Origin of the sequence: Natrinema salsiterrestre, from assembly GCF_029502005.1 — an archaeon.
Lineage (GTDB): Archaea > Halobacteriota > Halobacteria > Halobacteriales > Natrialbaceae > Natrinema > Natrinema salsiterrestre.
On sequence record NZ_JAMQOT010000006.1, the window covers coordinates 204,908 to 227,232 of the forward strand.

At 66.0% G+C, this 22,325-nt stretch carries 24 protein-coding genes; 13 read left to right on the forward strand and 11 right to left on the reverse strand.

Annotation, left to right across the window (positions count from 1 at the left end):
* Positions 1-101: 101 nt before the first annotated feature.
* Positions 102-608 (forward strand): HPP family protein, encoded by a 507-nt coding sequence (locus NDI89_RS17285; RefSeq protein ID WP_277523240.1) that lies wholly within the window; start codon positions 102-104, stop codon positions 606-608.
* A gap of 363 nt (positions 609-971) precedes the next feature.
* Here the strand turns inward: NDI89_RS17285 and fer are convergent, their stop codons facing one another.
* The 3 genes from fer to NDI89_RS17305 form a co-directional block, all read right to left on the reverse strand.
* Entirely contained in the window at positions 972-1,361 is a 390-nt protein-coding gene (gene fer / locus NDI89_RS17295; RefSeq protein ID WP_226004777.1) for a ferredoxin Fer, read from the reverse strand.
* Positions 1,362-1,738: 377 nt separating this feature from the next.
* Positions 1,739-2,923: an inorganic phosphate transporter gene (locus NDI89_RS17300; RefSeq protein ID WP_226004778.1), complete on the reverse strand. Its 1,185-nt coding sequence runs from the start codon at positions 2,921-2,923 to the stop codon at positions 1,739-1,741.
* Positions 2,924-2,947: 24 nt separating this feature from the next.
* The gene (locus NDI89_RS17305) at positions 2,948-4,975 is read right to left on the reverse strand and encodes an SLC13 family permease (RefSeq protein WP_277523244.1); all 2,028 of its coding nucleotides are present in this window, start codon (positions 4,973-4,975) and stop codon (positions 2,948-2,950) included.
* A 117-nt stretch (positions 4,976-5,092) separates the two neighbouring features.
* Between NDI89_RS17305 and hisA the strand changes: the two genes are divergently transcribed.
* The gene (hisA, locus tag NDI89_RS17310) at positions 5,093-5,845 is read left to right on the forward strand and encodes a 1-(5-phosphoribosyl)-5-[(5-phosphoribosylamino)methylideneamino]imidazole-4-carboxamide isomerase (protein WP_277523247.1); all 753 of its coding nucleotides are present in this window, start codon (positions 5,093-5,095) and stop codon (positions 5,843-5,845) included.
* Between the two features lie 400 nt (positions 5,846-6,245).
* On the opposite strand, the gene NDI89_RS17315 is transcribed toward hisA, so the two are convergent.
* Together NDI89_RS17315 and NDI89_RS17320 are read right to left on the reverse strand one after the other, a co-directional pair.
* A complete protein-coding gene (locus NDI89_RS17315; RefSeq protein ID WP_277523248.1) occupies positions 6,246-7,742 on the reverse strand; it encodes a TrkH family potassium uptake protein in 1,497 nt (498 codons plus the stop codon).
* Positions 7,743-7,856: 114 nt separating this feature from the next.
* The gene (locus NDI89_RS17320) at positions 7,857-8,123 is read right to left on the reverse strand and encodes a DUF8028 family protein (protein ID WP_277523250.1); all 267 of its coding nucleotides are present in this window, start codon (positions 8,121-8,123) and stop codon (positions 7,857-7,859) included.
* A gap of 276 nt (positions 8,124-8,399) precedes the next feature.
* On the opposite strand from NDI89_RS17320, the gene hisB reads away from it, so the two are divergent.
* Positions 8,400-8,987 carry an imidazoleglycerol-phosphate dehydratase HisB gene (hisB, locus tag NDI89_RS17325; RefSeq protein WP_277523252.1) on the forward strand — a complete coding sequence of 196 codons (588 nt, stop codon included), beginning with the start codon at positions 8,400-8,402 and terminating at the stop codon, positions 8,985-8,987.
* Between the two features lie 67 nt (positions 8,988-9,054).
* Here the strand turns inward: hisB and NDI89_RS17330 are convergent, their stop codons facing one another.
* Positions 9,055-9,816: a hypothetical protein gene (locus NDI89_RS17330; protein ID WP_277523254.1), complete on the reverse strand. Its 762-nt coding sequence runs from the start codon at positions 9,814-9,816 to the stop codon at positions 9,055-9,057.
* A 146-nt stretch (positions 9,817-9,962) separates the two neighbouring features.
* Between NDI89_RS17330 and trpY the strand changes: the two genes are divergently transcribed.
* Positions 9,963-10,466: a TrpY family transcription regulator gene (gene trpY, locus NDI89_RS17335; RefSeq protein WP_277523256.1), complete on the forward strand. Its 504-nt coding sequence runs from the start codon at positions 9,963-9,965 to the stop codon at positions 10,464-10,466.
* 16 nt (positions 10,467-10,482) lie between these two features.
* Here the strand turns inward: trpY and NDI89_RS17340 are convergent, their stop codons facing one another.
* The gene (locus NDI89_RS17340) at positions 10,483-10,890 is read right to left on the reverse strand and encodes a DUF7522 family protein (protein ID WP_277523257.1); all 408 of its coding nucleotides are present in this window, start codon (positions 10,888-10,890) and stop codon (positions 10,483-10,485) included.
* A gap of 183 nt (positions 10,891-11,073) precedes the next feature.
* Here NDI89_RS17340 and NDI89_RS17345 point away from each other — a divergent pair, with 183 nt between their 5' ends.
* Positions 11,074-11,697 (forward strand): IMPACT family protein, encoded by a 624-nt coding sequence (locus tag NDI89_RS17345; RefSeq protein ID WP_277523260.1) that lies wholly within the window; start codon positions 11,074-11,076, stop codon positions 11,695-11,697.
* Positions 11,698-11,741: 44 nt separating this feature from the next.
* Here NDI89_RS17345 and NDI89_RS17350 read toward each other — a convergent pair whose 3' ends face one another.
* On the reverse strand, positions 11,742-12,608 hold the full coding sequence (locus tag NDI89_RS17350) for a hypothetical protein (protein ID WP_277523262.1): 867 nt from the start codon (positions 12,606-12,608) through the stop codon (positions 11,742-11,744).
* A gap of 161 nt (positions 12,609-12,769) precedes the next feature.
* Here NDI89_RS17350 and NDI89_RS17355 point away from each other — a divergent pair, with 161 nt between their 5' ends.
* The gene (locus tag NDI89_RS17355) at positions 12,770-14,884 is read left to right on the forward strand and encodes a S9 family peptidase (protein ID WP_277523264.1); all 2,115 of its coding nucleotides are present in this window, start codon (positions 12,770-12,772) and stop codon (positions 14,882-14,884) included.
* A gap of 133 nt (positions 14,885-15,017) precedes the next feature.
* Positions 15,018-15,221 carry a YgaP family membrane protein gene (locus tag NDI89_RS17360; protein ID WP_277523266.1) on the forward strand — a complete coding sequence of 68 codons (204 nt, stop codon included), beginning with the start codon at positions 15,018-15,020 and terminating at the stop codon, positions 15,219-15,221.
* A 61-nt stretch (positions 15,222-15,282) separates the two neighbouring features.
* On the opposite strand, the gene NDI89_RS17365 is transcribed toward NDI89_RS17360, so the two are convergent.
* On the reverse strand, positions 15,283-15,657 hold the full coding sequence (locus tag NDI89_RS17365; RefSeq protein ID WP_277523268.1) for a cupin domain-containing protein: 375 nt from the start codon (positions 15,655-15,657) through the stop codon (positions 15,283-15,285).
* A gap of 75 nt (positions 15,658-15,732) precedes the next feature.
* Complete coding sequence (upp, locus tag NDI89_RS17370) at positions 15,733-16,410, reverse strand: uracil phosphoribosyltransferase (RefSeq protein WP_277523270.1); 678 nt, start codon at positions 16,408-16,410, stop codon at positions 15,733-15,735.
* A 182-nt stretch (positions 16,411-16,592) separates the two neighbouring features.
* On the opposite strand from upp, the gene NDI89_RS17375 reads away from it, so the two are divergent.
* The 4 genes from NDI89_RS17375 to NDI89_RS17390 all read left to right on the forward strand — a co-directional run bounded on the left by NDI89_RS17375 (position 16,593) and on the right by NDI89_RS17390 (position 19,975).
* Positions 16,593-17,315 carry a DUF5828 family protein gene (locus tag NDI89_RS17375; RefSeq protein WP_277523272.1) on the forward strand — a complete coding sequence of 241 codons (723 nt, stop codon included), beginning with the start codon at positions 16,593-16,595 and terminating at the stop codon, positions 17,313-17,315.
* A gap of 88 nt (positions 17,316-17,403) precedes the next feature.
* Positions 17,404-17,835: a hypothetical protein gene (locus NDI89_RS17380; protein WP_277523274.1), complete on the forward strand. Its 432-nt coding sequence runs from the start codon at positions 17,404-17,406 to the stop codon at positions 17,833-17,835.
* Positions 17,836-17,985: 150 nt separating this feature from the next.
* On the forward strand, positions 17,986-19,179 hold the full coding sequence (locus tag NDI89_RS17385) for an inorganic phosphate transporter (RefSeq protein WP_277523276.1): 1,194 nt from the start codon (positions 17,986-17,988) through the stop codon (positions 19,177-19,179).
* Between the two features lie 49 nt (positions 19,180-19,228).
* Positions 19,229-19,975, forward strand: coding sequence for a hypothetical protein (locus NDI89_RS17390; RefSeq protein ID WP_277523278.1), 747 nt, complete (start codon positions 19,229-19,231; stop codon positions 19,973-19,975).
* Between the two features lie 3 nt (positions 19,976-19,978).
* Here the strand turns inward: NDI89_RS17390 and NDI89_RS17395 are convergent, their stop codons facing one another.
* Positions 19,979-21,385 carry a hemolysin family protein gene (locus tag NDI89_RS17395; RefSeq protein ID WP_277523279.1) on the reverse strand — a complete coding sequence of 469 codons (1,407 nt, stop codon included), beginning with the start codon at positions 21,383-21,385 and terminating at the stop codon, positions 19,979-19,981.
* A gap of 112 nt (positions 21,386-21,497) precedes the next feature.
* Between NDI89_RS17395 and NDI89_RS17400 the strand changes: the two genes are divergently transcribed.
* Complete coding sequence (locus NDI89_RS17400) at positions 21,498-21,803, forward strand: glutaredoxin family protein (RefSeq protein ID WP_277523281.1); 306 nt, start codon at positions 21,498-21,500, stop codon at positions 21,801-21,803.
* The gene (locus tag NDI89_RS17405; protein ID WP_277523283.1) at positions 21,803-22,318 is read left to right on the forward strand and encodes a redoxin domain-containing protein; all 516 of its coding nucleotides are present in this window, start codon (positions 21,803-21,805) and stop codon (positions 22,316-22,318) included. Before NDI89_RS17400 ends, NDI89_RS17405 begins: the two co-directional genes overlap by 1 nt.
* Positions 22,319-22,325 lie beyond the last annotated feature (7 nt).

Consider the following 22,325-nt stretch of genomic DNA (forward strand, 5'->3'; position numbering starts at 1 on the left):
GGATATCGGCCGCTCGGTACGGAAGACACAGGCAGATCCGTCCCGCTCGAGGGACCGGTACAACGAACAGTATATCCGTCCGTGCTAACAAGGCAGCGGCCATGAGAGAGGGTGCGGCGTTTTCGACACTGTACGTCGGCGTCCTGCTCGCGATCCCCGGACTGTTGGCCTGGGTGACCGGGCAAGCGCTGCTCTTCCCGAGTCTCGGCCCCTCCGCGTTTCTGTTGGCGACCGTTCGGGACGGAGAGGTCACCGCGCCGCGACGGGTGATCGGCGGCCATCTCGTCGGCATCGTCACCGGGCTGGTGGCGTACCACACCATCGCACCGGGTCTCGAAGTGTCCACTGCCGCACCGATGCTCGCGATCGCGCAACTCCGACTGGTGGCCAGCGGCATCGTCGCCGTCGTCCTGACGTCGGGCGGGATGCTGGCGACCGAGACGGTCCACCCGCCCGCCTGCGCGACGACGCTGATCGTCTCGCTCGGCCTCCTCCCGACGGTCGTCGACGGCGCGTTCATCGCCGTCGCCGTCGTCGCCCTCGTCGCTGTACACGAGCTCGTGACCGCAGAGCGATCCCTCGGAGACGGCGGTCCGCTCGGGCGCTGAACCGGCTATTTGGACTCAGAGAGGGTACTGAACTCGTCGACCAGCGGGGGAACCTGTCACGAGTCTCGTATTCGGCCGCGGGGTCGCGTCGGTCGCGTTCCCGCTCCGCGAACGCGATCGACGTTTGCGACCGGCCTGCGTTCCGGATGCGTCGGAAAGCGATACGGATCGGCTCGTCGGGAGCACCGGACGACGCGATGAACGGAGAACGCCGACAGCGCTCTCGACGGGATTTCGCGAGATCGACTCGAGCGCGTCTTCGAAAATCGACGGAGCGGGCGCTGCTCGGGCGATGCGACTCGGGAGAGCGAATAAAACGCACCCCGGGAACCGGGGTGGGGTCGATCGCTGCGCGGGACGTCGTTAAATGACGCGGTTCTGCAGGTAGTCGAGGTGCTTCGCGTTGTAGACGATCTTGACCTCATCGGTCTCCGCCGACCCGATACAGGTCAGACGGACGTTCTTTTCCTCGACCTCCTCGTCAGAGAGGATCTGCTGCATGTCCATGTCGATCTCGCCCTCGAAGACGATGGCTGCGCAGTTCGCACAGGCACCGGCGCGACACGAGAAGGGCCAGTCGTAGCCCTGGGCTTCGGCCGCCTCGAGGATGTACTCGCCCTCGGCGACGTCGAGCGTGCCGTAGTCCTCGTCGTCGAGGCCGGCGTCGGCGGCCTCCTCGAAGAGATTGTCGTCGTCCATGTCCCAGCCCTGGTCGTCCAGTACTTCGTAGTTGAGGTATTCTACCGTGGGCATCACTCTGTGATTCGAGTCCCGGACTGGTATAGCTTGCTGTTCAGTCCTAAATTGTCTATCAGTCAAAATTGACCAATTCGAAGGAAAGAACGTCCCGGTTTCGAACAATATCAGCGACCGAACGGAAGAGAAAAAAGAAATGTTCGGACGAATTCGAACGAGGGACGCGTTCTTTGCCGGATTCGAAACCAATCGGGAGTCGCCCGATCGATGTCCCTGCGAGGGGTGTCGACGGATGTCTTCGCGAGGGGACCCACGAAAGAGACGAATGCCGGGCGGACGAGTAACGGAACCGACGGGCCGAAAACGACACGCGACGTCGTCCAGCAGTTCGGATTGCCGAACTCGAGAACGGAGGGAACGACGAGAGCGACCGTTCAGAACCCGAAAATCGGCACGAATCGGAAGGTGAGATAGGCTCCGATCGTCGAGATGGCCGGGACGACGTTTTGCATGAGGATGACGCGGGCGGTCGTGGAGGGGTCGAACAGATCCGACGCCTTGGGGATGTCCTCGACGTCTTCCTCGCCGATCTCGGGCGAGCGTTCGCCCTCCTCTTCGGCGGTCAGCGCCCCGACGGAGACGCGCGTCTCTTCGCCGGCCCGGACGCCCGACAGCGTCGTCGTTCGGGTCGCTCGCCCCCACCCCAGGCCGACGATGCTCATCGTCGCGATGACGACGAAACTCGCGGGGATACCGATCGAGGAGAGGGCGACGACGATGCCCGAGCTGATGACCGCGACGACGATCGCCGCCGTCAGCGGGAGGTTCGTGATGTCGTTGCCCAGCGTGTCGAGGGTGCGGCGGGCGATCGTAAAGCAGCCGACCGCGACCGCTGCACAGCCGATCAGGATCAGCGGCACCATCCCGACGTCGCCGGTCCCGTAGATCGGCGCGATCGCGTTGGCGATGTTGCTCGTCCCCGATGCAAAGCCCATCAGGCAGCCGATCGCGACGACCACCAGCGCACCGGTGATCTCCCGGCGATTGGCATCGACGCCGAACTGGAGTCGCGGGACGAGGCCCGAGTTGTCGATCGAGACCATCGGTCTCCCGCCCTGTTTGCTCTCGATAGCGACCCAGGCGTTGATTCGGGGGTAAAAGTACCGACCGACGACGCCGGCCACCCAGAAGCCGAGGATCGGCGCGACGATCCACCAGACGGCGATCTCGCCGAGCGTGTCCCAGTTGAGCTCGCCGGTCGCCAGCCCGAGCGCGGCGATCGCCCCGACTGCGGTCATCGACGTCGATGCGGGGACGCCCGCGTAGTTACCGACGAACAGCGCGCCGCCGATGAAGAAGAGCACGGCGACGTTCGAGCGCAGCGTGAAGATGGAGGTGTCGTTGACGAGACCGGTGCCGAGCGTATCGACGACGTTCGGGCCGATCGTGTAGGCCCCAACGAAGAAGAAGATCGACATCAGTCCGGCGGCCATCACTTTCGTGATCACGTTCGCGCCGACGGCCGGTCCGAAGGCTGGTCCGGTCGTCGAGCCACCGATGTTGTAGCCGACGAAGATCGCAGTGAGGATTCCGACGATAAGCAGCGGTTCCGCGTTCACGCTCGGAAGTCACGCGAGCCGATACTAAAAACTCGCCCATTCGCTCCCGTTCTGTGAAACCGGTGGCAGGAACGAGGTCCCTCGGGGTTCGGTTGTCAGTGTGATACGTGTGCAGTAGCGATAGATCCCCGATCGACCGATCGGAGACGGACGACGAGACGAGCGTCGACTGAGGACGAGACGGGTTCGGTCATCAAACGCCCAGAAGAACGCGATTCCGAGGACGGTGACGACCGACAGTAGCAGCTGTAGCGGTGCGCCGATCCGGGCGTAGTCGCTGAACCGGTAGCCGCCGGGACCGTAGACGAACAGGTTCGTTTGATAGCCGATCGGCCCCAGGAAGGCGGTGCTCGCGGCGAAGGTCACCGCCAGCACGAACGCGAACGGATTCGCGTCGATCCCCGCGGCCGCGGCCGCCGCGACCGGAATCAACAGGACGACGCTGGCGTTGTTGCTGATGACGTTGGTCAGGAGCGCCGTGAGCAGGTAGAACAGCCAGAGAACCGCGATCGCCGGAAGCACCGCCGCGGCCTCGACGATTCCGAACGCGAGCAGCGCCGCTGCCCCGGTTCGTTCGAGCGCGATCCCCAGCGGAATCACCCCCGCGAGCAGGAAGATAATGTCCCACTCGACCGCGTCGTAGAGTTCGTTGGGCTCGAGCACGCCCGTGACGACCATCGCAACCACGGCCGCGAGCGCGGACACGAGGATCGGGTAGAGCTCGAGGGCGGCGACGGCGACGACGCCGACCATGATGGCGACGGCGACGGGTGCCTTTTCGGTGCGGTAATCCGGTCGAGGGGGTTCGCGAGCGACGATCACGTCGTCGCCGCGGGCGAGCCGGTCGAGCGTCTCCGGCGGTGCCTGCACGAGCAGCGTGTCGCCGACGGCGAGGCGCGTGCCGACGATGCGATCCCCGACGAGTTCGCCGCGGCTGCGCAGCCCGAGCACGGCGGCGTCGAACTCCTCCCGAAACCACTCGAGATCGAGGCGTTCCCCGACGAGCCGCGAATCCAGGGAGACGACCAGTTCAGTGAGCACGCCCTCGTCCGACGTCGAAAGCGCCGCGGCCCCGGCCGGTCTGCCGAGCGGTTCGACGCCCGCCGCGTCCTCGAGCGTCGTGATCGCGTCGCGGTCGGTCCGCACGACGAGGACGTCGCCTTCCGCGAGCGACGTGCCCTGTTGCGGTGCGACCGACCGCTCCCCCTCGCGAACGACCTGAACCACGTCGACGGCCGGTCCGAGCGCCGCGGTCGCGTCGCGAACGGTCCCGCCCGCGAGCGGAGACCCCGGAACGACCGCGACGTCGGCCAGATAGTTACCGACGGCGTACTCCTCGAGGTAGTCTGCGTTGGGCGGGACCCGTTCGGGGAGCAGATAGTGACCGACGAAGATCAGGTAGAGCGAGCCGACGAGGACGACGATTGCACCCAGTTTCGTGAACTCGAACATCGAGAACCGGTGGAGCTCGGGATACTCGGAGCCGAGTCGGGCGCTGACGTCGCTCGCGAGGATGTTCGTCGAGGTGCCGATGAGGGTGAGCATCCCGCCCAGCTGCGAGGCGTAGGAGAGCGGAATGAGCAATTTCGAGGGAGACGTGTTTCCCCGGTTCGCGACGTCGGTGACGATCGGCACCAGCAGCGCGACGACCGGCGTGTTGTTCAGGAAGCCGGAGACGGGAGCCGTCGCGGCGACGGTCGCGAACACCTGTTTTCGGGTGCTTTCGCCGGCGAAATCGGCCATCCGTCGCCCGAGCTCTTGCACGATTCCGGTCCGGCTGATCCCGCCGCTCAGGATCAACATCGCCAGCACGGTGATCGTCGCCTCGTTCGCGAATCCCGAGATGCCGGTCTCCGGATCGATCCCCGTCCAGGGCTCGAGGACGACCAGCACGACGATCAACAGGATCGCGGTGACGTCGATCGGCAGGCGCTCGGTGAGAAAGAGGACCAGCGCGAAGCCGACGACGCCGAAGACGACGAGGACGTCGGTCGTCACGTCGGGCTGCGCGGTCGTCGCCTGTGCGAGGAAACCGCACGCCGACAGCGGCATGGAACGGTCCACACCGACCACACATGTAATAATTCCGTAAAGATAAACGACAGTGTCGCGGCGATGGCGGTCATCGAAACCGTCGCCTTTACTCGCGCCGGGCCCGCGCTCACTGGTATGAACAGCGACGACGCGAGCGGCGAGTTCGGGAGGTTCGAGGTCATCCCGGCGGTCGACATTCAGGACGGCGAGGTCGTCCAGCTCGTCCAGGGCGAACGCGGCACGGAGAAGACCTACGGCGACCCCGTCGAGGCCGCCCGGCGGTGGATCGACGCCGGCGCGGACACGCTCCACCTCGTCGATCTCGACGGCGCGTTCGAGGGCGAACGCGAGAACGCGGACGCCATCGATGCCGTGATCGACGCCGTCGAGGTGCCGACCCAGTTAGGCGGCGGGATCCGCACCGCCGACGACGCGATCGACCTGCTCGAGCGGGGCGTCGACCGCGTCATTCTCGGCACGGCGGCGGTCGAAAACCCCGGCATCGTCGCGGACATCAGCGAGGCGCATCCGGACAGTGTCGTCGTGAGCCTCGACGCGAAAGACGGCGAAGTCGTCGTCGAAGGATGGACCGAAGGGGCCGGGATCTCGCCCGTCGAAGCCGCCGAGCGGTACGCGGACCTCGGCGCCGCCGCGATCCTCTTCACGAACGTCGACGTCGAGGGCCGACTCGAGGGCGTCGCCACCGAACCGGTCCGCGAACTGGTCGCGGCGACCGATATCCCCGTGATCGCGAGCGGCGGGGTGGCGACGCTCGAGGACGTCCGGGCGCTCGCCGATGCCGGTGCGGCCGCGGTCGTCGTCGGCAGCGCGCTCTACGAGGGGAAGTTCACGCTCGCGGAGGCGCAGGCAGCGGTCGACGACGCCTGACGAGGCGTCGCGGTCGGTGTCCCGACAGTTGTCGGGGCCGGGAACACGGCTCGAGCAACGCGAGAGCCGTGTGACCCACTGTCAGAGCAAGCTCTGACACGCATCGCAGAAGTAAGCTTCCGCTCAACGGGGGAGGGCAGGCCGTTCCCAGTTCGGTGACCGCGAGCGAGCGCAGCGAGCGAGCGGGCCGACGACCGATGTGGAGGGCCGCTGTGCGGCCCGGAACGGAGGGAGGAGCGTCTTCGTGAGCGGAGCGAACGAAGGCTCGGAAGTCGCAGCCCGCGAACGAAGTGAGCAGGAACGTCTTCCGGTGCTTTTGATCGAAATTTTGCCGAGGGACGCGACGGCGTGCGGCAGCGTAGCTGCCGTCGCCGTCACAGACCGCAGAGCAAAATTTCGGTTATGATTTCCAGAACGTCGGCGTCAACAGCACGAGTACCGGGATGATTTCGATGCGGCCGACCCACATCATGACGATCATCACCGTCCGAGTGAACGGCGAGAAGGCCAGGTAGTTGTCGAACGGGCCGGCGACGCCGAACGCGGGACCGATGTTGAGGAAGATCGAGGCGGCGGCACCGAGCGCGTCGAACTCGTCGACGGGATTGCCGACGCGGGCCGAGTCGACGACGATGACGACCGTCAACAGGAAGAAGATCACCACCACGAGCATGACGTACGTGAAGACGTCGCCGACGGTCTCCTCGTCGATCACGGCGTCGTCGAGTCGGACCGGGCGAACGGCGTCCGGGTGAACGGCGGTAAACAGGTTCCGACGAAACGTCTTACCGATGACCAGCCAGCGGAGCGACTTGATCGAACACGTCGTCGACCCGGCCATTCCCCCCGTGAACATACAGAGGAACAGCATGTGCTTCGCGCCGGGCGACCAGAGATCGAAATTCGCCGAGGCGTAGCCCGTCGTCGTCACCATCGAGACCACGTTGAACAGGCCGTGACGGACCGTCGGCTCGAGTCCCATCGCGAGGTCGGGATCGAGCGCGAGGGTGACGACGACGATCGCCGTAACCGACGCGAGCAACCCGAGGTAGAAGCGGAACTCGTCGGACTCGAGGGGACGCCGGAACTCGCCCCGAGAGATCGCATAGAGGAGGACGAAGTTGGTCGCACCGAGGATCATGACGGGGATCAGCGTCCACTGGACCGCCGGCGAAAACGCACCGATGCTGTCCGGCTGGGGCGAGAAGCCGGCGGTCGAGACGCTCGTAAGCGCGTGTGCGACGGCATTGAACGGGTCCATTTCGGGTGCGATCCCGATCCAGGAGAGCGCAAGGAGGAGGAGCGTCGTGACGACCGTCAGTCCGACGTACAGTCCCCAGATGAGCCGCGCGGTCTCGTCGAGATGGGGCCGAAGTTTGCGGACGTTCTGCGTCTGGGATTCCGTTTCCATCAGCTGGGCGCCGCCGACGAGCAGATGGGAGAACAGGCCGATCGCGACGATCAGAATGCCGAGCCCCCCGAGCCACTGGAGGATCGCCCGCCAGAGCATGATCGATCGAGGGTGTGCATCGAAGTCAGCGATTACCGTCGCTCCCGTCGTCGTCACGCCGCTCGTACTCTCGAAGACGGCGTTGACCGGCCGTGCGAGCACACCGTTCCCCGCGAGGAGAAACGGGATCGCGCCGACCAGCGCGACGCCGAGCCACGTCAGTGCGACCATCAGGAACGCCTCCCGCTGACCGATCTCGTGATGGTCCGTCAGCGCCTCGAGACCGACGCCGAGGACGACGGTGACCGCGATCGTGACGAGAAAGGGAAGCGGATCGGTGCCGTCGACGAACGCGAGAGCGAGCGGCGCGCCTAACGGGACGGCGAGCCATTTCAGGACCAGCCCGGTGAGACTACAGCTCGAGCGCCAGTCGACGCGAATCAACATCGAACAGCCGTATCTGTACGACCGAGCGGAATAACAGTTCGGATGGAACGAGACGGATCGAACCCGAGCGGGACGCGGACCGGCGGCCGAGGACTCAGGCGGCGACGCGAACCCTCAACCGTCGTAGCCGTGACCGACGTAGAGGGCGAGGACGTTGGCCGCCAGCAAGGTGACGAACGTCACTATCACGGTCGTATCGCCGAGCCCCTGTACGAGGAGGGGAATGTACATGAAGGGCAAGGCGATAGCGGCCCAGAACGAGAGGAACTGGACGGGTCCTTTGAGCGAGCGGACGAACCGGTCGTAGTACTCGCGGCGGGGCGTTGCCTCGTGGTTCGACGGGGCGATCGATTCGTTCGACAGGGGGGAGGGGTTGGACATCGAAGCGGGTCACCTCTGCTCGAGTAAGACATTCACCCAACCCATCATATAACAGGCCGAATATTGGCGCCGTTTCGGTCCGTTTTACCTCGTTAATGGTATACAACTGACGTTTTTAAACCGCTTTAGAAAGAGCCAGACATTTCATGATCGGTTTTAATTCCCTTATTCTGAATTGGCACCGGAACTGTCCGACTTCGATCAGGTTCCCCCGCCGGCGACGTGCCGAGGGCGACGAGCGGAATCCCCTTGTACCGGGGGCGGAATGACTCTCTCATGAGCGAGCGAACGGCGACTGTCACGCGCGAGACTGCCGAGACGACGATCGAGTGCACGCTCGAGATCGACGGCAGCGGCACGGCCACGGTCGACACCGGCATCGGGTTCTTCGACCACATGTTGACGTCGTTCGCCAAGCACGGTCTGTTCGACCTCGCGGTGGAGTGCGACGGCGACCTCGAGATCGACGACCACCACACGGTCGAAGACGTGGCGATCGTCCTCGGCGAGGCGCTCGACGAGGCGCTGGGCGACCGGGCTGGGATCGTTCGCTACGCCGACCGGCGGATCCCCCTGGACGAGGCCGTCGCGGGCGTGGTCGTCGACGTAAGCGGCCGGCCGCGGTTCTACTTCGACGGCACGTTCTCGCAGGCCCAGATCGGCGAGTTCACCAGCGACATGGCGAGGCACTTCGGCGAGTCGCTCGCGATGAACGCCGGACTGACGCTCCACGTCGAGGTCGCGGGGGAGAACGCCCACCACGAGGTCGAGGCCCTGTTCAAGGCGCTGGCGCGGAGCCTCGACGACGCGACGCGGCTCGACGAGCGGCGGGAGGGGACGCCGAGTACGAAGGGAACGCTGTAGCCGTCGGTGGGGACACCTTTCCTCACCGTGTAACGGGAGCCGGACAGCGACCGGCGGTCGCGACCTGCTACGGGCGGCGAAGCCGTCCGTTCTCTTCGACGAACTCGCCGTCCTCGATCGCGTGATCGACGATCGCTTCGACCTCGTGACTCTCGAGCTCGTAAGCTCCGGCGGCGAGCTCTTCGACGGCGCTTCGTTTCATCGGGAATTCGCGGTTGCGGAGGAGACGGACGACCTTGTTGTACGCCGCCGGGGGCCGGCTCGGCGAGCCCGCCGACGGATCGGTCGACGACTCGGTCGGCGCGTCGTTTGGCTCCGGCCGGTCGTCGGCGTCGACCGCGTCCGCGGAATCGGACGTGGCCCCCGCGTCGGTCGTGGAGTCCGGCTCGGCCCCGCTTTCGTCCGCTCGCTCGTCGCGCTCGAAGGTGATCCCATCCTCGAGAACGGATTCCGTAGTCGATCCGGGTTCGGAGTCGGAAGCGGCCCCGTCTTCGGCGTCGGCTCCGTCTGTCGGGTCCGAGACGCTCGCGCTCGGGCTGGCCGTCCGAGATCGGTTCTCCGTCGACTCGTCGGCGGTGGCGACGACGGACCCGGAGCCGTCCGTTTCCCGGGTCGCAGTCGCCTCGTCCGTCCCGTTCTCGGGTCCCTTTCCGTCGGCACCGGCACGGGCGAGTAGCGGCTCGATGAGGGTCTCGAGGCGCTCCTTGCAGTCGGGGCAACAGACGACGCGGCGCTGTTCGGCCTCCGTCGGCTCGAGTTCGGGCGGGACGATCTCGAACGCGCCGACGGCGTCGGCGTCACAGAAGTCACAGTTCCGGAGTTCGCGCATAGTGTCGGCTATCACGGAGGGAGTAAAAAACCACCCGTCAGACGGGCGTGCGGGCCGTCGAACCCCTCGCCGCTCACGGGAGAGCCCGACTCGAGCGACGTCGATCACTGGGCATTATACTGACGCGTCCGTACAGCCGACATCGAATGTTCGACGAGATCATGGAGAAGTTCGAGGGATCGCCGAGTCAGCAGGCAGTTATTCGCCTGCTGCTCGAGCGGGGCTTCTCGGTCAACGACGACGGACGAGTCGTATCGGGCGGGATCGAAATTCCGAACACGGGGATCGCCCGCGAGATCGGTGTCGACCGACGGGTCGTCGACTCGACGACCGACGTGATTCTCGAGGACCCCGAGCTGCGCCGGATCTTCCAGAACATCTCGCAGGTGCCGAGCCTGATGGATCTGGCACCGGTCCTCGACCTCACGGTGCTCTCTATCGAGGTCGGCGACGCCGAGCAGAAGGGAATCGTCGCCCAGGTCACGGGTACGCTGGCCGATCACGACATTTCGATCCGCCAGACGATCAGCGAGGATCCAGAGTTCACGGACGAACCGCGACTCTACCTGATCACCGACGAGGAGCTCCCGGGTGACGTGATCACCGCGATCCGCGACCTCGAGTTCGTCCGGAAGATCGAAATTCAGTGAGCGCGGTCCCGACGGCTCACTCCTCGCGCTCGACGGCGACGGTGTCCGCGAAGCTATCGAGTACCGACGCGAGCGCGCTCGTGAGTTCCTCGAACCGCTCCATCGACATCTCGTCGGTCGTCACCCAGACGCCGTGTGGACCGCGGATGACCCGCGACAGGTAGCCGTTCTCGAACATCCGAATCGTCGCCTGATACTCGCCGAGTTGCGTGTTCCGGTAGGCCGACTGCGAGCGAAAGCCCAGCCGCTCGTGTTCGGCGAACCCGATCAGATCGGCGGTCTGCTCCAGATCCGATCGGAGATACAGCTGCTCGACGTCGTCCTCGGTGAAGTACGTGATACTGCGCAGTTCGTCGCCGACCGTCGTCCGACAGACGCTGTGGAGCTCGCTCTCGAGCTCGGAGTCGATAGTCTCACCGTTCATGTGTGCACACAGCGCACGGAGGGACAATAGCGTAGGGGTCCGGGCGAAACGTTCGGGTGTCGAACTCGTTTTCTCGCGCCGAACGGACCGACGGCCTCTTTTCGCCGGCCGAGGTACCACAGCCATGGCCAGCCTCGAGGGGCGACACCGAGACCGACGGCGAGACGCGGCGGGTGAGCGGCCGTGAGCGGGGCGTATCGTACCGTCGCGGAGCCGGCCACCGCCGAGTTCGTCGTGCAGGGCTCGGAGTTCATCGGTCACGTCCGGCCCGTCCAATCGGTCGACGCGGCCGAGGACTTCGTCGATGCCGTCCGCGAGGAGTACGCCGATGCCACGCACAACGTCCCCGCCTACCGAGTGCGGGCCGGCGACGAGGAAAGCGATGGCCACTTCCTGCGCGAGTACTCGAGCGACGACGGCGAGCCCTCTGGGTCGGCCGGGAAACCGGCGCTGAACGTCCTCACCCAGCGAGAGCTCGAGAACTGCGCGGTCGTCGTGACCCGCTACTACGGCGGGACGAACCTCGGCGTCGGCGGTCTCGTCCGCGCGTACTCCCGGGCGGTGAAAGACGCCGTCGAGAACGCTGGTGTCCTCGAGGAACGGCCCCACGAGCAGGTCGAGATCACCGTCGAATACGACGACTCCGGAACCGTCCGCTCGATCCTCGAGAGCGAGGGCTACGAATTCGAGGCCGACTACGAGGCCGCGGTCAGCTTCGACGTCCGCGTTCCGATCGCGGAGGGCGAGGCGTTACGGGATCGGATTCGGAGCGCGACGAGCGGTCGGGCCGACCTCTCGACCGAGTGACCGTGCGGGCGCGACCGGTCCGAGAAATCGGCGGTCCGGCTTCGCTATCGTGTGCCGGCCTCCTCGAGGCGGCGTTCGATCGCCGCGAGGACGGCCTCGGGGTCCTCGAGCTCGTCGCGGTCGAACCGCCAGTCGAAGAAGCCGCGATCGATGACGAGTTCGTCGTTTCGAAGGCGGACGTGGGAGACTGATTTCCACGGGACGAACTCCTGCATGTACGGACGCGTCATGACGATCCCGGCCTCGTAAACGCGAACCTCGGGTGGGGTGTCGGGCTCACCCGGGAGCCACTGCTCGACTCGACCGCGAGCGGGGCCGAAAGCCACAACAGTGGTTGCCAAACCGACCCAGGTGACAGCAGTCAACGGTTCACCGGAGACGCCGTGAATGACGGCCAGGCCACCCCACGCGAAAACGAGAAGGCGGTCGTGGTTTACGAAGCTAGACGGCTCCCACTGCCACGTCTCGAGAGGCTCGTCGCAGGTGACCGCATCCACGTAGCGGTTCTCCGCACACCTCGCGACGACGAGTCCCGCGACGGCGACGCCGAACGTCGATCCGAGGGCGACGACCCCGGATCGCGATTCGACGACGCCGAGCAGCGAGACGAGGACGGTGAGGACGAGCAGCGCCATCGAGACGGCGATCGTCACTCGGCGCGGCCACGTCCGACCGAGCCAGACGGGCAGTCCGTGGAGGCGTCTCGTGAGAACGACACCGACCGCACTCCCGACCAGGAAGGCCGCGAACGCGGTTCCGAGGAGGGCGATCGTCGACGGTGCGTTCGGTTCGACGACCGTCGTCGCGCTACCCGCGACGATGACTCCCGTATAGACACCGAACACGACCTGAAATACCCCGTCCGGGGGTCCGGATTCGGGGTCGGCAGTCGCCTTCGTGTTCCGGCCCACGACTACAAAATCTTCTCACTCGACTGTTAAAATATTTTTCATAACGGGCGGTCTGATTCGGACCCGGGTTCGAAACGGCCAGCGGATACTCGAGTGTCGACGCCTTCTCGAGACCCGAAGCTGGGGACGAAATATATAATCGGTCGGATTCGACAGCGGGTATGAACGAAATCGAGGCTGTCGACTACCATGACATCGCCAGCGTGGGGGAGCCCCGACTCTCGCCGGACGACGAGCGCGTCGCGTTCGTCGCGCAGCGTCCCGAGGACGAGGAGTCGTACGCGACGACGATTCACGTCGTTCCGATCGGCGGCGGCGAACCGACGCAGTTCACCGTCAGCGACGGGGTGGACAGCCAGCCCCGGTGGAGTCCCGACGGCGAGTACCTCGCGTTCGCCAGCACCCGCGGCGAAGAGGGCGACCGCGAGCAGGTCTGGATCCTGCCGACGGACGGCGGTGAGGCCCGGCGAGTCACGTCGGTCGTCGGCGGCGTCACCGACCTCGAGTGGAGCCCGGACGGCTCGCGACTGCTCTTTACCCAGCGAGTTACCGCGGCCGACCGAGAGGCGGAGCGCGATCGGTCCGTCTATCCCGACTACGAGCGTGACGAGCCGGATCCGCGCGTGATCGACCGCATGATCTACCGTGCGGACACGGCGTACCTCGACGGCCGACGCAGTCACGTCTACGTCCTCGAGGTCGAGCCGGCGCTCTCGAATAGCCCGGAGCCGGACGGCGACGCGGTCACGCGGCTCACCGGCGACGACGAGCCGGTCGACGGCGACCGCGACTACGTCGCCCCCACGTGGGGTGACGAAGAGACCGTCTACTACGCCGCCAAGACCGGCGACGAGCCCGACGACTCGCTCGAATACGAGCTATTCGAGCATGACCTCGAGACCGAGGCAGTCGAGGCTATCACCACCACGACGGGCTGGCTCGAGTCGATCGACGCCACCGCGGACGGCAGGATCGCGTTCGAGTACACGCCGGAAGAAAGGGCGTCGATGCGCCAGACGGAGATTCGCGTCCACGACCGCGAGGACGGGACGGAAACCACACCGACGGCACCGCTGGATCGGACCGTCGGCTACCGGTGTACGTTCCAGTGGGGGCCCGACGGCGACGCGCTCTACTTCACAACGCCAGACGAGGGCTCGCGCGTCGTCTGGTCGGTTCCCGGCGACGCGAGCGGGGAGCCGACGGCGGTCTACGGCGACGGCGTGACCGTCGAGTCGTTCGACGTCGGTCGGAACGCGATCGCCTACGTCCAGAGCGAGTGGGACCACCCCGGCGACGTCTTCGTGACGACCCGGGGCGGCCGCGAGACGACCCGACTGACGCGGATCAACGACGAGTATCTCGCGGACCGGCCCGTCCGCCAGCCGGAAGAGATCCGGTTCGAGAGCGACGAAGACGCCGGCCGGCTACAGGGGTGGTTCCTCACCCCGCCCGACTTCGATCCCGACGAGACCTACCCGCTCGTCGTCGAGATTCACGGCGGCCCGCACGCCCACTGGACGACGACCGGCACGATGTGGCACGAGTTCCAGACGCTCGCGGCGCGGGGCTACGTCGTCTTCTGGTGCAATCCGCGGGGGTCGACGGGCTACGGCGAGGACCGGGCGACGGCCATCGAACGCGACTGGGGAGCGGTCACGCTGACCGACGTCCTCGCCGGCGTCGACGCGGTCTGCGAGCGCGATTTCGTCGACGCCGACAACGCGTTCGTCACCGGCGGTAGCTTCGGCGGATTCATGACCGCCTGGACGGTCGGCCACACCGACCGGTTCCGCGCGGCCGTCTCCCAGCGGGGCGTCTACGACCTCACCGGTTTCTACGGCTCGACGGACGCCTTCAAACTCGTCGAAGGCGACTTCGGGACGACGCCCTGGGAGGAGCCCGAGTTCCTCTGGGAGCAGTCACCCGTCGCCGCCGTCCCCGAGGTCGACACGCCCACCCTCGTGATGCACTCGGACCGCGACTACCGCACGCCGGCGAACACGGCCGAGCTGTTCTACCTCGGGCTGCGGAAACACCGCGTCGACACCCGACTCGTCCGCTACCCCCGCGAGGGCCACGAGCTCTCCCGCTCCGGCGAGCCGGCACACGTCGTCGACCGCATCGAGCGCATCGCCCGCTGGTTCGACGGCTACTCGGACCACCACGAGGCTCCGCCGGCGCTCGAGCGCGACCCCGAGGCGGGCCTCTCCGCGGGGTCGGACGAATCGGGCGAGAAAGGGGCGGCTGACGACGACACGGACACGACGGCGTGACGCGAGCGGGCGCTCAAACGTCCGCTTCGTCTGGATCCCGCCGAGACGAATTCCGCAGACGGGGACCGGGTTCGACCGGAAACGAGGGGGTTACGGGGAACACCTATACCTGCGTCTCGCTCGTCCGTCCAATATGGACAGGAACGTCTGTGGAGTCGACCGCCTCGGCCGTCTCGTCCTCGCGGCGACGCTACTGCTCGTCGGCTACCGGAACCGGAATCGAACGCTCGGCGCGCTGGTGTTCATCGCCGGAAGCGACATCCTCGCGACAGCGATCATCCAGCGGTGTCCGGTCAACGCCGTACTGGGGATCGACACCTGCGGAACGAATCAGTAGCAGTGTGGGTGTCACGGCCAGCAGAGTCGGCTCGAGGCCGAGCGCTCGAGCGCTCGAGCGCTTACTCCGCCGGTTCGTACGGCGCGACGTCGTCGACCGACGGAGCGCCGATGGCGACGACCGAGACCGGTTCCTCGGCGTCGTCGGGATTGTACGCGCGGTGGGGCGACTCGGGCTGGGCCGCGAACATCGAGCCCTCGGGGACGACGAGTTCCCCCTCCGGCGTCTCGACGTGAAGCGTTCCCGAGAGCACGAGGAACGCCTCCTCCTGCGTATCGTGAACGTGATAGGCCAGGGGCAACTGCTCGCCCGGCTTCGCGTCGAACCGGTTGATCGCGACGTTGTCCATCCCGGCCGCTTCGCTCAGCCGGCGGAGATCGCAGGGCCGCTCGTCGACTCGCTCGAGATCGTCCGGATCGACGACGCTGTAATCCATGGGAACTCGATGCGAGTCGATCCGCAAAAGTCCGTCGGCACTCGTCGAGAAGTGACGGGCGCGAGAAACGTTCGCTCAGGTCGTCCGGAAGGCGCGGTCGCCGGCGTCGCCGAGGCCTGGAACGATGAAGCCGTCGTCGTCGAGCCGGTCGTCGATCGACACGGTCAGCAGGTCGGCCTCGTCGAACTCCTCGTTGACGCGGAGCAGTCCCTCCGGTGCCGACACCGCCGAGAGCACGATCAGGTTCTCCGGCCGAACCGCGTTCTCGACAACGTGCTCGAGGACGGTACACATCGTACTCCCCGTCGCGAGCATCGGATCGGCGATGATGACCGTATCTTCCTCGTGGATTTCGGGGAGTTTCACGTAGTCCACCGAGATCGGGAACGAGCCGTCCTCGGCGCGACCGGCTTCCTCGTCGCGGCTCGCGCTGATGACGCCCTGCCGCGCCCGCGGGAAGGCCTTGAGCAGTCCCTCGACGAACGGCGTCGCGGCGCGCAAGACGTTGATGATGACCACGTCGTCGAGCCCGCGGACCCGTTCGCCCATCGTCTGCTCGAGGGGCGTCTCGATCTCGACGTACTCGGTCTCCATCCGGCCGTCGATGATCTCGTAGCCGCAGATCCGGCCGAGTTTGACCAGTCCCTTGCGGAAGCTGACCTGCTCGGTCTCGACGTCGCGCAGCCGCGAGAGCGTGTCCTTCGCCAGTGCGTGCGTGATGAGATAGGCGTTGTCCCGGTCTTCGATCGGCATACCAGTACAGCCACCCGCCGGGTAGTTCACAGTATCGATCACTCGCGGGGCGCGGCGTCACCGGCGAACTCGAGTCACGCCACCCTCGCGACCCAGCTATCGCGATCGATCGGCCGACCGGGACAGGCGAGCGTCGGCAGAGAGGTTTATATCCGTCCACCCGTTATCACCGGCCCAACCGAATGGAAGAGAGCATCTCGGGGTTCAAAGTTCGCGGTGACTGGGGCGACATCGTCGAACACGGCGAGCGCATCACGCGCGCGCTTCGAGACGTGGACGTGCACGAACCTGATCAGGAATACGGCGACCGCTTCGCGAGCGCCTTCGAGGAGTGGGACGAGTGGCGCCCCAAGGCCCACGAAACACTCGATTCCGACGTCAGCGAAAAGACCGCGGATCAGGCCAGCGTCGAAGAAGGCAAGGGCGAGAAGGCCGGCAAGGAGCCCGACGAGGACATCAAGACCGCCGGCGAGAAGCTCTCCGAGTCCTACGAGCGACTCGAGGACGACGACGCCGAGGGCGCGGTCGGCAACTGGAAAGAGTCGATCGATTACGTCGCGCGGGCGGCCGACTCCGCGAGCCGCAAGGCGCTGCGCCGCGTCGAGGACACGGTCTACCAGAACGTGATGACCCAGCTCGCGCCCTACTACTTCGACAACGAACTCGTCAGCGCCAACGTCCAGCAGGCCGCGCGCAACGGCGGCAACGGCGAGCAATTCGTCTTCGAGGTTAACGTCAACGACGACGACCTCAAAGAGGAGGTCTCCGACCGCCTCGCCGAGTACGCCGACGAAATCGACCGCTGGCACGTCGAGGTCGAGAAGGACACCGACGCCGCCGAAGCCATCGAGGGCGCGGAAGCGCCGCCGGAAAACGGCGACAACTCCAGATCTACGACGAACTGAGGCAGCCGGCCGGGTTGCCATCCCCTCGCCCCCGGAATAATACGGACTGAATCATTCGAAATTTATGCCTCGCGAGCGGTCCTTCCCCATGGGACGCGATCTGCGGGGTATCGCGGAGTGGCTGCTCGAGCCGAGCACCGGTGAGGCACCCCTCGGCGTGGGACTACTGGGGTGGCTCGTCCTTTTCAACGGGATTCGAATTATCGTTCGAGGCAGTAGCGGCGAAACCGTTCCCGGAATGTGGCCCGCAATCGCCGTCGGTGGGTGTCTGGTCACTCTCGCAGTGGTGATCGTTACCGGCCGACCGATCGGCCTCGCAAGCGGAGTCCTCGCCTGGAGTTTTCACATCACATTGGGATTTTTTGGGGTTCTCGAGTCAGGTACCGTCGAAGATGATGTCGATTTGCTACTGGGTATCGTGGCCGCCACGACACTCTGGGTAACCGGACTCTGGATCCTGTACAGAAACGCCGATTTCTTTCTCGCCGCCGATCCGAGCGACGCTGAACCAGCAGGCTAAGCAAATCTCGGAGCGGCGTCCGATCGATACCGACGCAGACGAGACTCGGATCGAAAGCAGCGAGTTACCCGTGACACACCGACGCACAGCCGCCGCTGGCGACCGCAGGTCGGCACACACTTGTAGGGGCCGCCAATATGGACCGGATAGATGGTCGAAATCGCCACGCTGGGGACCTTCGCCGTGGCCGCACTCGCGAGTCTCTTCATGGCCTGGGCGATCGGTGCCGGCTCGAGCGGCTCCACTCCCTTCGCCCCGGCGGTCGGCGCGAACGCGATTTCAGTCATGCGCGCGGGCTTTCTCGTGGGGCTTCTGGGATTCAGCGGCGCGGTCTTGCAGGGCGCAAACGTCTCCGAAGCGGTGGGGACCGAACTGATCGCCGGCGACGTCACGCTGTCGTCGCTGGCCGCCACGATCGCCCTGCTCATCGCGGCCGGGCTGGTGGCGATCGGCATCTTCACCGGGTATCCGATAGCCACGGCGTTCACCGTCACCGGGGCGGTCATCGGCGTCGGCCTCGCCATGGGCGGTTCCCCCGCGTGGGCGAAGTACACCGAAATCGCCACGCTGTGGGTGCTGACGCCGTTCGTCGGCGGCGGCATCGCGTACGCGGTCGCTCGAGCGCTCCGCGCCGACGGGCTCTCCGAGGAGTATCTCGTCATCGTCCTCGCGGCGCTGGTCGGCGCGATCGTCGCCAACATCGAGTTCGCGATCCTCGGCTCCGGTGCCGGCGGCGCGTCGATCGCGCAGGCCTCGAGCGGCTGGCTTCCGGGGCCGGCGATCGCCGGCACGGCCGCCGCGACGCTCGCGATCGCGATCGCCTGGGCGGGTGCGATCGCGTTCGACCTCCGGAGCGGAACGGAACAGGGCGAGCGCCACTTCCTGCTCGTCCTCGGCGGGCTCGTGGCCTTCTCCGCCGGCGGCAGTCAGGTCGGGCTGGCGATCGGCCCGCTGATCCCGCTCTCGGGCGAGCTCGAGCTCCCGCTGCTCGCGATGCTCGTCGGTGGCGGGTTCGGCCTCCTGCTCGGCTCGTGGACCGGCGCGCCGCGGATGATCAAGGCGATCTCGCAGGACTACTCTTCGCTGGGACCGCGGCGGTCGATCGCCGCGCTCATCCCCTCCTTTATCATCGCGCAGGCCGCGGTGTTCTACGGGATTCCGGTCTCGTTCAACGAGATCATCGTCAGCGCGATCATCGGGAGCGGCTACGCCGCGGCCGGTGCCGGCGGCGGCGTCAGCCCCCGGAAGATGGGCTTTACCGTGCTCGCGTGGATCGGGTCGCTGGCCGGCGCGATTATCGTCTCCTACACCGGCTACGCCGCCATCGCCGCACTCTTGCTCTGAGCCGCGCGACATCGAACGGTCTTTACACGAGAGGTCGTGAGTGCGACGTATGGACGAGGACGCCGTCGACGTCACCGCCGACGGAGACGCTGACGAGACGATCCAGTGGCGGCGAGACGCCAGTACCTCGCGCACCGTGCGTCTCCTGTGGGCGTTCGGCGTCGGCACCTTCTTCGCCGCGATCGGCACCGTCGTCTGCTGGCGGCTGTACAGGCTCGCCGGAGAGGCCGCGGGCAGCGCCGGCCGAACCGTCATCGTCGCCCTCATCGTCTCGCTCTCCGCGACCGTGCTCGCGCTGGCAGCGTCCCGTCACACCGAAGGCCACCTCGAGGCGCTGACCCGTCGGGTTCCCGTCGACGTCCCGTCGGGGGCGAGTCTGGACCGCGCGATGGACGCCGCCGTCGGTACAGTGGTCATGGGCGCGATCATCGGCGCGCTGATGGGTATCGGTCGATACGTGTCACAGAACGAACTGCTGGCCGTCGGTGCCGGCCCCTTCACCGGGCTGGCAGCACTCAGTATTCCGCTCGCCTTGCTCGCGCTCGTCCTCGCCTCGTTTCTCCAGTCGGTCGGGACGTTCGACCGCGACGGGCGGACGATCTACCTCTACGAACCTGAACAGGCGATCGACCTCGCGGTGATCGACGCCGTCTCGGTCCGATACGTCGGTGACATCGCCGTCCTCCGGCTCAGATACGCACAGCCGGACGGACAGTACGTGCAGGGACCGCGCCGGATCGTCGTTCCACCCGCGGTCGCACACGACGTCGCCGCCCTCGTCGACTCGGACCCCTGAGGATCACTCGTCGTTCTCGTCGATTTCCAGCGGCGGGGCCTCTCCCTCCGTCTCCTCGTCCGGTTCTTCGCCCGGGATCTCGAGTTTCTTGAGGCGGGCCTTCATGATACGGGTGTTTTCGACGGTTTCGACGGTGATTCTGACGCCGTCGTAGGTGATCTCCTCGCCCTCCTCGACGAGCCGACCGGCGCGGTTGAAGATGAAGCCGGCGATCGTTTCGAACTCCTGGCCCTCCGGCAGGTCGATGTCCAGGGCCTCGTTGACGTCCTCGATGTTGACCTCGCCGCGGACGAGGACCGTATCGTCGTCGATCTCCTCGATGGGCTGATCCTCGCCGCCCTCCAGGATTTCGCCGACGATCTCCTCGATCATGTCCTCCATCGTCACCAGCCCCTCCGTCGTCCCGAACTCGTCGATGACGAGCGCCATGTGCATCCGGTTTTCGCGCATCTCCCCGAGCAACTCGTCGACGTTCTTGGATTCGGGGACGTGCAGCGTCGGCTGGATGAGATCCGCGATCTCGAGCTCGTCGTTGACCGGCTCGCCGTAGTTGAGATCGCGGACGAGATCGCGGATGTGGACGACGCCCTGAACGTTGTCGAGGCTCCCCTCGTAGACCGGAACGCGAGCGTGGCCGCTCTGGATACAGGTTTCGATGGCCTCGTCGATGTCGGCGTCCTTCGGAACCGCCGTCATGTCCAGCCGCGGCGTCATGACCTCCTTGACGATCGTGTTATTGAAGCGGAATATCCGCTGGAGCATCTCGTGTTCCTCCTCCTCGAGGACCCCCTCGCGCTCGCCGGACTCGATCATTTCCTGAATCTCGTCGCGCGTGACGTACGGCGTCTCGATCGCGCCCGTCGAGCCGGTCAGCCGGTTGATCTGGCGGGTGAGGTAGTCGAAGAGGACGACGAGCGGCAGCATCAGTTTCTCGGCGGCCTTCAGCGGTCCGGCGACGCGGATCGACCAGGACTCCGTGTTCTCGACCGCGTAGGACTTGGGTGCACTCTCACCGAACAGTAACACGACGGCGGTGATCCCGAGCGTCGCCGCCGTCACGGCCGCCAGACCGCCGAGGTACAGCCCGAGAATGGCCGTCGCGATCGAGGACATCGCGATGTTGACGATGTTGTTCCCGACGAGGATCGTCACGAGCAACCGGTGTGGATCCGACTTCAGCGCCTTCACGCGTTCCGCGCCCGGAATCCCGTCTTCCGCCATCCCTTCGACGCGGTGTTTCGGGATGGAGAACAGCGCGATCTCCGACGACGAGAAGAACGCAGAGAGACCGACGAGGGCGACGAGGGCGACCGCTCCGAGGATCGTCACCATCGACTTCTCGATCTGGAGTCCTACCACTGGGACCTCGTAAACAGCCAACACGGCCGCAGGGAGCGAAGACAACGCCATTGATATACAGCCTTATGGCTGGATCGGTTAACAGTTTCCCATTTTACCCCGAAAATCGGTCATCGCCGCCGGCGACGACACGTTTACCCGACCGTTTCCCCTACGATTGATCATGAGTGAGACCGCCGATCCACCGATCACGTTCTACCGGCTGCAGGGGTGCCCGTACTGCGAGCGGGTCACTCGCCTGTTGAACGAGTACGGCCTCGAGTACCGGTCGCGATTCGTCGAGCCGATGCACTCCGAGCGGAACGTCGTCAAACGCGTCGCCGGCGTCCGGACCGTTCCCGTCGTGGTCGACGACAACACCGGCGTCACGATGGCGGAAAGCGCCAACATCGTCGACTACCTCGAGTCGACCTACGGCGAGGGCGAGCGGCCCGACGCGGCCGCAGCGGGCGCGGGAGGTGACGACTGATGCCCGAGTTCGACGTCGTCGAGCTCGGTCCGACGGACCATCCCGAACCCGGCGAGGAGGCCCCCGAGTTCACCCGCCCGCTCGTCACCGACGAGTTCTGGGAGGACCGGACGCTGTCGGAGCTCGTCGGCGAGAGTGACGGACCGACCATCCTCGTCTTCACGCCGATGACCGGCTCCTTCCTCGCCAAGTACATTTGGGACGAGTTGACGGAGCGAAACTGGGACGAGCGCGCGGGACGAGTCGTCGGCGTCACCGCCTCGACGCCATACGGCATCAAGCGATTCCTCGGCGACAACGACTATCCGTTCGCGTTCTTCGCCGACCCGAGCAACCGGGTCGCCGAGTCCTACGGGATCGACCACGAACTCGACGGCATGACCGGCATCAGCGAACCGCGCGCCGCCTTCTTCGCGCTCGACGACGACCGGACGATCACGGGCGCGTGGGTCGCCACCGACTGGCCCCATTTCCCCGACTACGACGAACTCGAGTCGGAACTCGGCCTCGAGTAACGAGCCG

Coding starts and splice junctions, on each gene's coding strand:
- NDI89_RS17285 (WP_277523240.1), top strand. CDS start 102: ATGAGAGAGGGTGCGGCGTTTTCGACACTGTACGTCGGCGTCCTGCTC.
- fer (WP_226004777.1), bottom strand. CDS start 1,361: ATGCCCACGGTAGAATACCTCAACTACGAAGTACTGGACGACCAGGGC.
- NDI89_RS17305 (WP_277523244.1), bottom strand. CDS start 4,975: ATGCCGCTGTCGGCGTGCGGTTTCCTCGCACAGGCGACGACCGCGCAG.
- hisA (WP_277523247.1), top strand. CDS start 5,093: ATGAACAGCGACGACGCGAGCGGCGAGTTCGGGAGGTTCGAGGTCATC.
- NDI89_RS17315 (WP_277523248.1), bottom strand. CDS start 7,742: ATGTTGATTCGCGTCGACTGGCGCTCGAGCTGTAGTCTCACCGGGCTG.
- NDI89_RS17320 (WP_277523250.1), bottom strand. CDS start 8,123: ATGTCCAACCCCTCCCCCCTGTCGAACGAATCGATCGCCCCGTCGAAC.
- hisB (WP_277523252.1), top strand. CDS start 8,400: ATGAGCGAGCGAACGGCGACTGTCACGCGCGAGACTGCCGAGACGACG.
- NDI89_RS17330 (WP_277523254.1), bottom strand. CDS start 9,816: ATGCGCGAACTCCGGAACTGTGACTTCTGTGACGCCGACGCCGTCGGC.
- trpY (WP_277523256.1), top strand. CDS start 9,963: ATGTTCGACGAGATCATGGAGAAGTTCGAGGGATCGCCGAGTCAGCAG.
- NDI89_RS17340 (WP_277523257.1), bottom strand. CDS start 10,890: ATGAACGGTGAGACTATCGACTCCGAGCTCGAGAGCGAGCTCCACAGC.
- NDI89_RS17355 (WP_277523264.1), top strand. CDS start 12,770: ATGAACGAAATCGAGGCTGTCGACTACCATGACATCGCCAGCGTGGGG.
- NDI89_RS17360 (WP_277523266.1), top strand. CDS start 15,018: ATGGACAGGAACGTCTGTGGAGTCGACCGCCTCGGCCGTCTCGTCCTC.
- NDI89_RS17365 (WP_277523268.1), bottom strand. CDS start 15,657: ATGGATTACAGCGTCGTCGATCCGGACGATCTCGAGCGAGTCGACGAG.
- upp (WP_277523270.1), bottom strand. CDS start 16,410: ATGCCGATCGAAGACCGGGACAACGCCTATCTCATCACGCACGCACTG.
- NDI89_RS17375 (WP_277523272.1), top strand. CDS start 16,593: ATGGAAGAGAGCATCTCGGGGTTCAAAGTTCGCGGTGACTGGGGCGAC.
- NDI89_RS17380 (WP_277523274.1), top strand. CDS start 17,404: ATGGGACGCGATCTGCGGGGTATCGCGGAGTGGCTGCTCGAGCCGAGC.
- NDI89_RS17385 (WP_277523276.1), top strand. CDS start 17,986: ATGGTCGAAATCGCCACGCTGGGGACCTTCGCCGTGGCCGCACTCGCG.
- NDI89_RS17390 (WP_277523278.1), top strand. CDS start 19,229: ATGGACGAGGACGCCGTCGACGTCACCGCCGACGGAGACGCTGACGAG.
- NDI89_RS17395 (WP_277523279.1), bottom strand. CDS start 21,385: ATGGCGTTGTCTTCGCTCCCTGCGGCCGTGTTGGCTGTTTACGAGGTC.
- NDI89_RS17400 (WP_277523281.1), top strand. CDS start 21,498: ATGAGTGAGACCGCCGATCCACCGATCACGTTCTACCGGCTGCAGGGG.
- NDI89_RS17405 (WP_277523283.1), top strand. CDS start 21,803: ATGCCCGAGTTCGACGTCGTCGAGCTCGGTCCGACGGACCATCCCGAA.